A 12,189-nucleotide genomic window follows, 5' to 3' on the forward strand; every position below is an offset into this window, starting at 1 on the left:
CGGATGGAGAGCTATCAGCAGCACCCCGTCCCGGCCGCCGCCGACTTGGTGAACTGGGACCTGGCCGCAGGAACGGCTGCCACCCTGGTGTCCGCCGGACCAAAGATGACCGCAAAGGAAATCCGCGGTGCCGTAGCGGACCTTCGGGCGAGGGCAGATGAGGCGGTCACCCATGTGCATCGGATCACCGGGCTGGAAGCCGCGCGTGATCTGCGTGATTCCGAGGTCCTCGTGGTTGACCGCGCGTCCTGGGCCAAAGCCAATTCCCGCAGTTTCGCCGCGCTCATGAATCCTGCGCTGGAGAATTTGGCCCGCACGCATCCGGAGCAGCTCAAGGGTGCCAATACCGCGCTCAGCGGCACGCTTACCGGTGCCCAGCTGGGTGCCGTTCTGGCCTTCCTCTCCTCCAAGGTCCTGGGACAATACGATCCCTTCGCGGCGCAGACCCCCGGCGGCCCCGCCGGTGGCCGGCTGCTGCTCGTTGCGCCCAACATCATTACCCTGGAACGCGAGCTGAACGTGGATCCGGCGGACTTCCGGCTCTGGGTCTGCCTGCATGAACAGACCCACCGGGTGCAGTTCGCTGCCGCGCCCTGGCTCCGCGGACACATGGTGGAACAGATCGGTCTGCTGACCAACGGCTTGATGGACAAGGCCCAAACCCTGTCCGAGCGGCTGAGCCACGCCGCCAAGACGCTTGCTTCCCCCGAAGGCCGTGCGGCTATCACCGGCGGAAACGACGACGACGTCCCCAGGCGCCCGATGGACATCATGTCCCTCCTTCAGGATCCGGCGGACAAGGAACGGATGTCCCATCTGACCGCCGTGATGTCGCTGCTGGAGGGACACGCCAACGTGGTCATGGACGCCGTGGACGCGAGGATTGTTCCCAGCGTGTTGACCATCCGCCAGCGGTTCAACGCCCGGGGAAAGAGCCACGGCTGGCTGGACCGCTTTTTCCGCCAGATCATGGGCCTGGACGCCAAGATGCGCCAGTACAAGGACGGATCCAAGTTTGTCCGTTCCGTTGTTGACCGGGTGGGAATGGAAGGATTCAACCGGGTCTGGGAGGGCCCGGAGAACCTGCCCACCGAAGCTGAAATTCACAACCCGTCCCTCTGGATGACCCGGATGGGGCTCTAACAGAACGTGCAGATGTCCACTGATTTTGATCCCCCCGCCTCCACATCCTTCTCCACGCCGGAACGCAGGCCGCGCAAACGCCTAAACCCAACCCTGGGCAAAGCCCGCAACATGCTCCGCGACGCCCTTCGGGACGCGGGCCTTGAGCCGCGCGGCACCGCGCAGGAACAGCCGCCCCTGCTGCTGGTGGCCTGCAGCGGCGGACCCGACTCGCTGGCACTGGCCGAAGCGGCCTCCTTCTTCGCCCGCCGCGGCGATTACCGGGTGGGCGCCGTCGTCGTGGATCATGCCCTGCAGCCCGGATCGGCCGAGGTCGCAGCCGCAGCCGCGGCGAAACTTAGGGAAATGGGCTTGGAGCCCGTCCAGGTCCGCACTGTTTCGGTCCCGGTTTCCGGCATGGGGCCCGAGGCGGCCGCACGGACTGTCCGCTATGCGGCGCTGGACGCAGCCGTGGAAGAGACGGGCGCCGACGCCGTGCTGCTGGGCCACACCCTCGACGACCAGGCCGAACAGGTGCTCCTGGGCCTGGCACGCGGGTCCGGCACCCGGTCCCTGGCCGGGATGCGCCCGATCCGCGGAAAGTACCTGCGCCCGCTGCTGGGGCTGCGGCGGAGCGAAACCGAGGAAATCTGCGACAGCCAGGGGCTGGACCCGTGGCTGGACCCCAGCAACGCCGATCCGGCGTTCGCGCGGTCGCGGGTCCGGGCCGAGGTGCTGCCCTTCCTGGAGGAAAAACTTGGCCCGGGAATCGCCGAAGCTTTGTTCCGTTCCTCACGTATCCTCGCCGGTGACGCAGACTACCTCGACGCCGTGAGTGCCGACACTTTCGCCCGGCTGCGCGCACAGCCGGACTCCGCATCAGAGCCGCCAGCTCCCTCGAAGGACACGATCCTGTTGCCCGAGGCACAGCTGCGGAAGCTGGCTCCCGCGGTGCGGCAGCGCGTTCTGGCCCTCGCCGCCGTCGAGCTCGGAGGCGCCCAGCCCAGCTGGGAACGGCTGCGGTCGGTGGAAGCACTGCTGCGCCGCACAGGCTCAGCCGGACCCGTGGAACTGGTCGGCAAAGTCAGCGTGTACCGGCAGGTGCGCACCAATCCGGTTCCCCAAGGCCCCTCCGGCTATGGCAATCTTGTCTTTAGGAAAAAGAGCAGCACCTAAAATCCAGCTGCAACATCTCGCACCCGGGAGCCATTCGTGGATTCACACGACGTCCAGTCAGACCTCAAGCACGTTCTCTACACCAAAGAGCAGATCCAAACACGGGTTAACGAACTCGCGGCAGAGATTGACCGCGACTACGCCGGACGCGATGTCCTGCTGGTGGGCGTGCTCAAGGGTGCCGTAATGATCATGGCAGACCTGTCCCGCGCCCTGCACAGCCACGTCACCATGGACTGGATGGCAGTTTCCTCCTACGGTTCCGGCACGCAGTCCTCCGGCGTTGTCCGCATCCTCAAGGACCTCGAAACGGACCTTCTGGGCAAGCATGTGCTGATCGTTGAAGACATCATCGACTCCGGCCTGACCCTCTCCTGGCTGCGCACCAACCTGCAGTCCCGCGGACCGGCCAGCGTCGAGATCTGCACGCTGCTGCGCAAGCCCACCGCCGCGAAGGTTGAAATCGACGTCAAATATGTCGGTTACGACATCCCCAACGAGTTTGTGGTCGGTTACGGCCTGGACTTCGCCGAAAAGTACCGCAACCTCGACTTCATCGGCACCCTGGCTCCGCACGTCTACGAGTAAGCTCCAACGCAGTTCTGCGGCACCGGACGGCGGCCTTCGGGCGACTGCCTCCGGTGCCGCATCCGCGATCAGCATCACGCCGGCCGGCTACGCCCTGAGGGAACTTTCCCGGTATTCCGGACGTGTTCCATCAGGTAACGGTGTATAGCTTGTTCGAGTATATTTCCGCGCATTATCAGCGTTGTTGATCAGGAGGGACGGGGCGTACGCCCTGACGACGAATGAAATCTAAGAACTTCTTCAAGGGGCCAGGCATTTGGATAATCCTGGCACTGGCCCTTCTGGTGCTCATTCTTCCCACCCTTTCCCCCAACGGGGCAACCCAGGTGGACACAAGCGTGGGCCTGCAGCTGCTCAAGGACCAGAAGGTTGAGCAGGCCAAGATTTATGACGGTGAACAGCGCGTCGACCTGACGCTCCGTGGCGATGACCCCGATCCGGCCAAGAACGTCCAGTTCTACTTCGGCACCGCCCGCGGCGAGGACATTGTCGATGCGGTAAACGATTCCGGTGCCTCCGGCTTCACCGACCAGCCGGTGCAGACCAACTGGTTCACCAGCTTCCTTGGATTGTTCCTGCCCTTCATCATTCTCGGTGTCATCTTCTGGTTCCTGCTCTCCCGTATGCAGGGCGGCGGTTCGCAGGTCATGAAATTCGGCAAGTCCAAGGCCAAGCTGACCAACAAGGACATGCCGCAGGTTACCTTCGCCGACGTTGCCGGAGCTGACGAGGCAGTGGAGGAACTGCACGAAATCAAGGAGTTCCTGCAGGACCCGGCCAAGTTCCAGGCCGTGGGTGCCAAGATCCCCAAGGGTGTCCTGCTGTACGGTCCTCCCGGTACCGGTAAGACCCTGCTGGCCCGCGCGGTGGCAGGCGAGGCCGGAGTGCCGTTCTACTCCATTTCCGGTTCCGACTTCGTGGAAATGTTCGTCGGTGTGGGTGCATCCCGCGTCCGCGACCTCTTCGAGCAGGCCAAGACCAACGCTCCGGCCATCATCTTCGTGGACGAGATCGACGCCGTCGGCCGCCACCGCGGTGCCGGCGTAGGCGGCGGCAACGACGAGCGCGAGCAGACCCTGAACCAGCTCCTCGTCGAGATGGACGGCTTTGACGGCAACACCAACGTCATCCTGATTGCCGCGACCAACCGCCCCGACGTACTGGACCCCGCGCTGCTGCGCCCGGGCCGCTTCGACCGCCAGATCGGCGTCGAGGCCCCCGACATGCAGGGCCGCCTGCACATCCTGCAGGTCCACGCCAAGGGCAAGCCGATGGCCGACGGCGTAGACCTGGAAACCGTGGCCCGCAAGACTCCGGGCTTCACCGGTGCGGACCTCGCCAACGTGCTCAACGAAGCGGCGCTGCTGACCGCGCGCTCCAACGCCCAGCTGATCGATGACCGGGCGCTGGATGAAGCCATTGACCGTGTCATTGCCGGTCCGCAGAAGCGCAGCCGCGTGATGAAGGAACTCGAGCGCAAGATCACCGCGTACCACGAGGGCGGACACGCCCTGGTGGCAGCCGCTCTGCGGAACACGGACCCGGTCACCAAGGTGACCATCCTGCCGCGCGGCCGTGCCCTCGGATACACCATGGTGCTGCCGCAGGATGACAAGTACTCCGTGACCCGCAATGAGCTGCTTGACCAGCTGGCCTACGCCATGGGCGGCCGCGTTGCTGAGGAAATCGTGTTCCACGACCCCTCCACCGGTGCTTCCAATGACATTGAAAAGGCCACTGCAACGGCCCGGAAGATGGTCACCCAGTACGGCATGAGCGAGCGGATCGGTTCCGTGAAGCTGGGCTCCGGCGGCGGCGAGCCGTTCCTGGGCCGGGACATGGGCCAGGAACGTAACTACTCTGACCAGGTGGCCTACGTGGTGGATGAGGAAGTCCGGCGCCTGCTGGACAACGCCCATGACGAGGCCTACCAGATCCTGACCGAGAACCGGGACGTCCTGGACCGGCTGGCCCTGGAACTGCTGGAGCGCGAGACGCTGAACCAGGCCGAAATTGCCGAGGTCTTCTCCGACGTGCGCAAGCGTGACGTCCGCGAAGTGTGGCTGTCCAAGCCCACCCGCCAGGTCCACAGCCTGCCGCCGGTGGTTTCCGCCAAGGAACGCCGGGAGGCAGCAGCCAACGGGCAGCCGGATCCGGACACGGTATCCCCGCAGGACCAGATAGCGGACGCTGACCTGCCCCAGGACTTCGACGTGTCCGGCAACGGGCTCCCTCAGCCCGAGGGAAGCGGATCCGGGCATCCCGGACAGGGCGGCACCGGCGGAACAGCCGGCCGCACCGACGGGACCGACACTCCGGAACAGACCAACCGATAGCAGCGAACGGCGGCCCGGCACGGAAGTGCCGGGCCGCCGTCGTTCCGAACAGTCACGGTAGGATCAAGCAGTGACGGATTTCGACGATGAACTGACAATGGAGAATCTCTCCGTTCCCCCGGCCCCCGTGGACCAGCCCCGAATCGAAAAGGCGATCCGCGAGATCCTCCTGGCGATCGGTGAGGATCCTGACCGCGAGGGACTGCAGGACACGCCAAAGCGCGTGGCGAAATCCTACGCAGAGATCTTCGCCGGGCTGCACCAGGACCCCGCTGATCTGCTGGCCACCACCTTTGCGATCGAGCACGAAGAGATGGTGCTGGTGAAGGACATTCCGTTCTTCTCCACCTGCGAACACCATCTGGTGCCGTTCCACGGCACCGCCCACATTGGCTACATTCCGTCACAGGATGGTTTGGTTACCGGACTCAGCAAGCTGGCCCGGCTGGTGGAGGTCTTCGCCCGCCGCCCCCAGGTTCAGGAACGGCTAACCACGCAGATCGTGGAGGCCCTGATGGACAACCTGAACCCGCGCGGAGCCATAGTCGTCATCGAGTGCGAACACCTGTGCATGTCCATGCGCGGGGTCCGCAAGCCCGGAGCCAAAACCGTTACCTCCGCAGTGCGCGGCCAGCTGCGTGAAACGGCTACACGCGCCGAGGCCATGAGCCTCATTCTCGGACGTTAGGACGTCTGCCCCATGGATTCACTCGCAGCTGCTCCGGGAACCGGCCCGGCCACTTCTCCGCTGAGGCTCCTGCGCCCGGCCGGGGCGCCGCGGCGGTTCGAGGACCTTCCCTCCGGCCGCACACTGGTGATGGGAATCCTGAACGTTACCCCGGATTCCTTCAGCGACGGCGGCCGCTTCGCCGACACCGGCGCAGCCGTCGATGCCGGATTGAAAATGCACTATGACGGCGCCGACATCATTGACGTGGGCGGCGAGTCCACCCGCCCCGATTCCGTCCGCATAAGCCCGGAAGAGGAACAGCAGCGCATCCTCCCCGTGGTGGCTGCCCTGGCCCGGGCCGGAGTCCTGGTCAGCGTGGACACCATGAACGCATCCACGGCGGAAAAAGCCATTGCCGCAGGCGCCTGCCTCATCAACGATGTATCCGGCACGGAAGTCGATCCCGCCATGCCGGCCCTGGTGGCCCGCACCGGCGTCCACTACGTCCTGATGCACAGCCGCGGCGCGGTCCGCAGCGCCGATCCGCGTGCCGCCTACGACTCCGTGGTAGACGAGGTCATTTCCGAACTCGAACAGATCCGGGAAATGTTCTACGCAGCCGGGGTTGCCCCCGAGCAGATCATCATCGATCCCGGGTTGGGATTCTCCAAAGACGGTTCCGCCAACTGGGAACTCCTGCGGGCCACCGACCGCCTGAACGCCATGGGCCACAGGGTGCTGATCGGTGCATCCAGGAAGCGTTTTTTGGGTTCGCTGCTGACACGCGCCGGCGAGCCGGCTCCGCCGGTTGAGCGTGACAGCGCCACGGCGGCCGTAACCGCGCTGGCCGCCTTCTCCAACGCCTGGTGCGTGCGCGTGCACAACGTCGGCCCCAGCGTGGACGCCGTCAAGACCGCTGCCGCCTGGAAAGGCTGACCCATGAACACAACCAACGCCTCCGACGTACGCACAGCTGTGCGCGGCGTCCGCGACACCATCACCCTGACCGGCATCACCGCGCAGGGTTTCCACGGTGTCTTCGAGGAGGAACGCCGCAACGGACAGCCGTTTGTGGTGGACCTCGTGCTGCACGCGGACCTGCAGCCGGCCGGAATCAGCGATGACCTGACCAAGACCGCACACTACGGCGTCCTTGCCGAGCAGGTGGCGGCCATCATCAGCGGCGAGCCCCTGAACCTGATCGAAGCACTGGCCGAGCGCATTGCCGCGGCCGTTCTGGGTGGCTTCGCCGGCGTGGATGCCGTGGAAGTAACAGTGCACAAACCGCAGGCACCCATTACGGTTCCGTTCGGCGACGTATCAGTGACCATCCGCAGGAGCCGGTCATGAACGCCGGTGCCGTAACCGCAGTCCTGGCCCTGGGCAGCAACCTCGGCGAGAGCCGCGACACGCTCTCCGACGCCGTCGCCCAGCTGGCCGACCATCCCGGCGTCCGCCTGCAGGCAGTTTCTCCGGTGGTCCGCACCCGTCCCGTGGGCGGACCGGACCAGCCGGACTACCTCAACCTCGTCATATCCGTGGAGACGGATCTGGCCCCGCATGACCTGCTGGCGCACTGCCAGGCGGTGGAAAACGCACACCACCGGGTCCGCGAGGTGCGCTGGGGTCCGCGGACGCTCGACGTCGACATCATTACCTACGGCGACACGGTGCTCGACGACGAAACCCTGACCCTGCCCCATCCCCGCGCTTCCACCAGGGCGTTTGTGCTGCAGCCCTGGGCCTGGATGGATCCGGGAGCAGTGCTTTCGGGTACCCCCGTTGCTGAACTGGCTGCCAAAGCCGAAGACCTGCCCGGCCTGGAAATCTTCGAAGGGGACTGATCCTCACCGTGGGAAGCATCCGATACCGCTGGCTGGCTGTCATTGTCCTTGCGTCCGGTGCTGCCGGCTGGCTGGTCAACGACTGGGCAACCCGCAACTCCCTGCCCCCGGCAGTCCTGAGCATCATCGGGCTGCTGACCGTCGTGCTGATATCGGGAGCCACGCTCTTTCTCGGGCTGCGGGTGCGGCGCTGGCAGCAGGGCAGCCGCGACCGCGAGCTGGACCCGATCGCGGCCACCCGGACGCTGGTCCTGGCCCAGGCCACGGCCTATGCGGGTTCGCTGCTGCTGGGCTGGCATGCAGGGGTCTTCATCCAGCAACTGCCGCTCTGGTCGCTGCGTCCGGGGCATGCCGCCACCTGGGGGTCATTGGCTATGATCGCCGGAGGGGTCCTCATGATCTCCGTCGGGCTCCTGGTGGAACGCTTCTGCCGGCTTCCGCCGGATGACTCCAACGGGCGCGGCACGGCCGCCCGCCCGGATGACGCAGATGAACGGGAAGACGGAGAATATGCCTAGCGAAGCCATCGATCCGGGCGGTCTGTCCTGGGAGCACATCTCGCCCAGGTACCTTACGGTCCGCCTCATCGGCTGGGCGGTGGAAGCCGTGCTTACAGTGGCCGCAGCCTGCCTGCCCCTCATCCTGCGAAGCGTCGGCGCCTGGACCTGGGTTCCGGACTGGCTGGCCTGGGGGCTTCCCGCGGTGGTCGCAGCCGCTTATCTCTGGCGCGGGGTTCTGCTGCCGCGGCAGGTCCGCGCTGTCTGTTACGCAGAACGCAACGAGGACTTCCTGCTGCGGCGCGGCATCTTTTTCCAGCGCACCCTCGTGGTTCCGTACGGCCGGATGCAGTATGTGGACGTGACCGTGGGCCCGCTTGAGCGCGCTTTCGGTTTGTGCTCCGTCAAACTGCACACTGCCGCCCCCGGCACCAATGCCGTGCTGCCCGGTCTGCCTGCCTCCGAGGGTGCACGTCTGCGGGAGCACCTGTCCGAACGCGGCGAAACGCAGTTGGCCGGACTGTGAGCGTCCCGCAGAACGGGGAGTGGGCCCGCGTCCATCCGGTGTCACCTCTGGTCCGCGGGTGGATTGCGCTGGCCGCAATCGCTTTTGTTATCGGCCGGAACTGGTTCGAGGAGACAGCGGGCTTCCGCGGTAACAACAGCTCAGGACCGGGAAACCCGCTTGACGGGACCGCCCTGCTCATTGGTGCAGGCATCCTCGCCGCGGTCCTGCTGATCCTGGCCGGCATCTTTTTCCTGTCCTGGTGGTTTACCCGCTACCAGGTCACGGATGACCACGTCCGTGTTCACTCCGGAGTGGTGTTCCGCAAGCAGCGCCAGGCACGCCTGGACCGGGTGCAGGCCATCGATATTGTCCAGCCGCTCCTGGCGCGCCTGTTCGGGCTGGCCGAACTGCGCTTTGAGGTTGCCGACGCCGGAGAATCAGCGGTTCAGCTGGCGTACCTGAAACTGAATGATGCGCAGCGCCTGCGGGCACTGCTCCTGAACCGTGCCTCCGGTGCCGGCACCGGCACCGAGGTTGCCGCCGAAACCGGCGGGACGGAAACCGGCTCCCCGGGCGACGGCGCTGAACGCGTTCCGGGTGCACCGGGAACCGATCCCGCCGGCGGCACCTTTGTTTCCGGCCCCCGCGAGGCCCCGGAGCAGCCCGTCCTGGAGCTGCGGCCGGGACGGGTCATTGCCGCCACTCTGCTCTCCGGCACCACCCTGTTCCTGCTCATCGGCATTGCTGTGGTTCTGGTTATTACGGTCGCCACCGGAGAGGCGATCAGCCTGGCCATCATGCTGCCCATCCTCTTTGGCACTGTTGGAGGGTACTGGACCGAATTCTCCACGTCCTTCAATTTCCGGGCTTCGGTCTCCCGGGACGGCATCCGGCTGCGCTACGGCCTGCTGGATACCCGCACCCAGACCGTGCCTCCGGGCCGGATCCAGGCGGTGTCCGTCACGCAGTCACCGTTGTGGCGGCTCACCGGGTGGTATCGGGTGTCCGTCAATGTGGCAGGCTACGGCGCCGGAACCACCTCCGATACCCAGGCCCGCACCAAGCTGCTGCCGGCAGGGACGCTGGCCGAAGTGTTTGCTGTTCTCGCCCTTGTCCTGCCCGAACCGGGCACCGAACGCCCGGTGGACGTCTTTACGGCCGGGATCACGGGCCGGGACGGTGCTGACGGATTCACGACGACGCCGCGCCGGGCCCGCTGGATCGCACCGCTGAGCTGGCGCCGCAACGGTTATGCCCTGACGGACACTGCACTGCTGATCCGCAGCGGAGCGCTCTGGCGGGTCCTTTCGGTGGTGCCGCACGAGCGCACCCAGTCCATCGCCCTGGAGCAGGGTCCGCTGCGCCGGCGCTTCGGCACCAGTGACCTGATCCTGCATTCCACTCCCGGTCCCGTCCGTCCGCACGTGCGGAAGATCGACGTCGACGATGCCCGCACGCTGTTCCTGGAACAGGCCGTCAGGGCACGCGAGGCCCGGCGCCGGGACCGCACCGGCCGCTGGAACAGCTCCGCGGCCGCCCCGGCACCCGAGGACCCGTCACCACTTCCCGCTGAAACAGTTTCCAAGGAGTACCCCCATGAACAGCTCTGAGATGAGCACCGCTGACAAGCGGCGGCGCGGCCGGCTCGGCATCGGCGTGATCGGCGCCGGACGGGTCGGAGCCGTCCTGGGTGCGGCCCTGCGCGCGGCTGAGCACGCCGTCGTCGGCGTTTCTGCAGTGAGTGAGGAAAGCCGTGAGCGTGCGGCCAACCTGCTGCCCGGCGTCCCCGTCATGGAGATTCCGGACATTGTGGAACGTTCCGAACTGGTGCTCCTGGCTGTTCCGGATGACGCCCTGGGTCCGCTGGTCTCCGGACTGGCGGCAACCAATGCCTGGCAGGCCGGGCAGCTTGTTGCCCACACCTCGGGACGCTTCGGCACGGAAATCCTCGAGCCCGCCCGCCGGGCCGGCGCCATCCCGCTGGCCCTGCATCCGGCCATGACCTTTACCGGTATGAGCCTCGACCTGACCCGGCTGGCTGATTGCTCCTTTGGCGTGACCGCCCCTACCGCGGTGCTGCCCATCGCCCAGGCCCTGGTGGTGGAGATGGGTGCCGAACCCGTGGTCATTGATGAAGCGGACCGTGTCAACTACCACCTGGCACTGGCGCACGCCTCCAACCACCTGGTCACCATCACGGCCCAATCCACACAGCTGCTCAAGGACATTGGGGTGGAGAACCCGGACCGGCTGCTGGGCCCGCTCATGCGGGCTTCGCTGGAAAACGCCCTGGCCTCCGGAGAGCATTCCCTCACCGGACCTGTAGCCCGCGGGGACGCCGGAACCGTGAGCGCGCACCTGCAGGAAATGGCCGCCCAGGACAGCGCCAACCTGAGGGATACCTATCGTGCCCTGTCCCTGGCCACTGCACTGCGGGCCATCGACAGGGGTCTGCTGAGCGAAGAGCGCGGCAAAGCCGTTATTGACGCCTTGAGCCCGGACGAGGGACAGTGAATTCTCCTCAGCTGGTGCGCACGGCTGCGGAACTGAAGGCTGCCATCGCTGAAGCGCTCGCTGCAAAAAGTGCCGCCGGGGCCGGCGCGCGGGAGGAACCGCTGAGTCTTGGCCTGGTACCCACCATGGGCGCCCTGCACCAGGGCCACCGCTCCATGATGGATGCCGCGCGGGCCGAGAACGACGTCGTCGTTGCCACCGTGTTCATCAATCCGCTGCAGTTCAACGATCCCGAGGACCTGCGCCGATATCCGCGCACCCTCGAAGCGGATGTGGAACTACTGGGCGACGCCGGCGTGGACCTCGTGTTCGCACCCGACGAGGACGAGGTGTATCCGGAAGGAGCGCCGCTGGTGCGGGTAAGCTCCGGAGACCTGGGGGCCCGTTATGAGGGAGCCTCGCGCCCCGGACATTTCGACGGCGTGCTGACCGTGGTGGCCAAGCTCTTGCACTACGCGTCCCCCGCCGCGGCATCCGGCACTCCGGTCCGCTACCGGGCTTATTTCGGACAAAAGGATGCCCAGCAGCTGGTGCTGATCCGGCGGATGGTCGCCGACCTCAACTTCGACACGGAGGTCAAGGCCGTGCCTGTTGTTCGGGCCCCGGACGGACTGGCCGAGTCCAGCCGAAACGGGTTCCTGGACCCTGTCCACCGCCGCGCCGCAGCGGTGCTTCCGCATGCCCTGTTTTCCCTGCGGGACCGGGTATCCGCCGGTGAAGCGCCGGACCTGGCCGCCGCCGTCGCCCTTGTGAAAGCACAACCGCTGGTGGAACTGGACTACTTCGACATTGTGGACCCGCAGACGCTGCAACCGCTCAGGGCCACCGACGGTCCGCTGGAGAAGCCCGCATTGGCGCTGCTGGCGGCGCAGGTGGGGTCCGTGCGCCTGATCGACAACCTGCCGCTGGAGAACCCGGACACCGCTTAAACCAT

Annotated in this window: 13 protein-coding genes; all 13 read left to right on the forward strand. The window is 66.1% G+C overall.

From position 1 onward, the window contains the following. Positions 1-3 precede the first annotated feature (3 nt). Positions 4-1,143, forward strand: coding sequence for a zinc-dependent metalloprotease (locus tag CXR03_RS05975; RefSeq protein WP_104102572.1), 1,140 nt, complete (start codon positions 4-6; stop codon positions 1,141-1,143). 12 nt (positions 1,144-1,155) lie between these two features. Continuing rightward, entirely contained in the window at positions 1,156-2,298 is a 1,143-nt protein-coding gene (tilS, locus tag CXR03_RS05980) for a tRNA lysidine(34) synthetase TilS (RefSeq protein ID WP_258073506.1), read from the forward strand. Between the two features lie 36 nt (positions 2,299-2,334). Beyond that, the gene (gene hpt, locus CXR03_RS05985) at positions 2,335-2,886 is read left to right on the forward strand and encodes a hypoxanthine phosphoribosyltransferase (RefSeq protein WP_104053551.1); all 552 of its coding nucleotides are present in this window, start codon (positions 2,335-2,337) and stop codon (positions 2,884-2,886) included. Positions 2,887-3,107: 221 nt separating this feature from the next. Next, entirely contained in the window at positions 3,108-5,222 is a 2,115-nt protein-coding gene (gene ftsH / locus CXR03_RS05990; RefSeq protein ID WP_104102574.1) for an ATP-dependent zinc metalloprotease FtsH, read from the forward strand. A gap of 97 nt (positions 5,223-5,319) precedes the next feature. After that, complete coding sequence (gene folE, locus CXR03_RS05995; protein WP_104102869.1) at positions 5,320-5,910, forward strand: GTP cyclohydrolase I FolE; 591 nt, start codon at positions 5,320-5,322, stop codon at positions 5,908-5,910. Between the two features lie 12 nt (positions 5,911-5,922). Beyond that, a complete protein-coding gene (folP, locus tag CXR03_RS06000; RefSeq protein WP_104102576.1) occupies positions 5,923-6,828 on the forward strand; it encodes a dihydropteroate synthase in 906 nt (301 codons plus the stop codon). 3 nt (positions 6,829-6,831) lie between these two features. Continuing rightward, positions 6,832-7,242, forward strand: a complete 411-nt coding sequence (gene folB / locus CXR03_RS06005; protein ID WP_104102577.1) for a dihydroneopterin aldolase — start codon at positions 6,832-6,834, stop codon at positions 7,240-7,242. Further along, complete coding sequence (gene folK / locus CXR03_RS06010) at positions 7,239-7,736, forward strand: 2-amino-4-hydroxy-6-hydroxymethyldihydropteridine diphosphokinase (protein ID WP_104102579.1); 498 nt, start codon at positions 7,239-7,241, stop codon at positions 7,734-7,736. The genes folB and folK overlap by 4 nt, the downstream gene beginning before the upstream one ends. A gap of 8 nt (positions 7,737-7,744) precedes the next feature. Next, a complete protein-coding gene (locus tag CXR03_RS06015) occupies positions 7,745-8,254 on the forward strand; it encodes a DUF3180 domain-containing protein (protein ID WP_104102580.1) in 510 nt (169 codons plus the stop codon). After that, the gene (locus CXR03_RS06020) at positions 8,247-8,759 is read left to right on the forward strand and encodes a PH domain-containing protein (protein WP_104102582.1); all 513 of its coding nucleotides are present in this window, start codon (positions 8,247-8,249) and stop codon (positions 8,757-8,759) included. Before CXR03_RS06015 ends, CXR03_RS06020 begins: the two co-directional genes overlap by 8 nt. Further along, positions 8,756-10,351: a PH domain-containing protein gene (locus CXR03_RS06025; protein ID WP_258073507.1), complete on the forward strand. Its 1,596-nt coding sequence runs from the start codon at positions 8,756-8,758 to the stop codon at positions 10,349-10,351. The genes CXR03_RS06020 and CXR03_RS06025 overlap by 4 nt, the downstream gene beginning before the upstream one ends. Then, positions 10,338-11,255, forward strand: coding sequence for a Rossmann-like and DUF2520 domain-containing protein (locus CXR03_RS06030; protein ID WP_258073508.1), 918 nt, complete (start codon positions 10,338-10,340; stop codon positions 11,253-11,255). The genes CXR03_RS06025 and CXR03_RS06030 overlap by 14 nt, the downstream gene beginning before the upstream one ends. A 44-nt stretch (positions 11,256-11,299) precedes the next feature. Further along, positions 11,300-12,184 carry a pantoate--beta-alanine ligase gene (gene panC, locus CXR03_RS06035; RefSeq protein ID WP_258073535.1) on the forward strand — a complete coding sequence of 295 codons (885 nt, stop codon included), beginning with the start codon at positions 11,300-11,302 and terminating at the stop codon, positions 12,182-12,184. Positions 12,185-12,189 lie beyond the last annotated feature (5 nt).

The sequence above is a fragment of the Arthrobacter sp. 08Y14 genome, assembly GCF_002929455.1.
Classification (GTDB): domain Bacteria; phylum Actinomycetota; class Actinomycetes; order Actinomycetales; family Micrococcaceae; genus Arthrobacter_B; species Arthrobacter_B sunyaminii.

Bases quoted from the DNA above. Each gene is read 5' to 3' on its own strand.
- CXR03_RS05975 (WP_104102572.1), top strand. From the start codon at position 4: ATGGAGAGCTATCAGCAGCACCCCGTCCCGGCCGCCGCCGACTTGGTG.
- tilS (WP_258073506.1), top strand. From the start codon at position 1,156: ATGTCCACTGATTTTGATCCCCCCGCCTCCACATCCTTCTCCACGCCG.
- ftsH (WP_104102574.1), top strand. From the start codon at position 3,108: ATGAAATCTAAGAACTTCTTCAAGGGGCCAGGCATTTGGATAATCCTG.
- folE (WP_104102869.1), top strand. From the start codon at position 5,320: ATGGAGAATCTCTCCGTTCCCCCGGCCCCCGTGGACCAGCCCCGAATC.
- folP (WP_104102576.1), top strand. From the start codon at position 5,923: ATGGATTCACTCGCAGCTGCTCCGGGAACCGGCCCGGCCACTTCTCCG.
- folB (WP_104102577.1), top strand. From the start codon at position 6,832: ATGAACACAACCAACGCCTCCGACGTACGCACAGCTGTGCGCGGCGTC.
- folK (WP_104102579.1), top strand. From the start codon at position 7,239: ATGAACGCCGGTGCCGTAACCGCAGTCCTGGCCCTGGGCAGCAACCTC.
- CXR03_RS06020 (WP_104102582.1), top strand. From the start codon at position 8,247: ATGCCTAGCGAAGCCATCGATCCGGGCGGTCTGTCCTGGGAGCACATC.
- CXR03_RS06030 (WP_258073508.1), top strand. From the start codon at position 10,338: ATGAACAGCTCTGAGATGAGCACCGCTGACAAGCGGCGGCGCGGCCGG.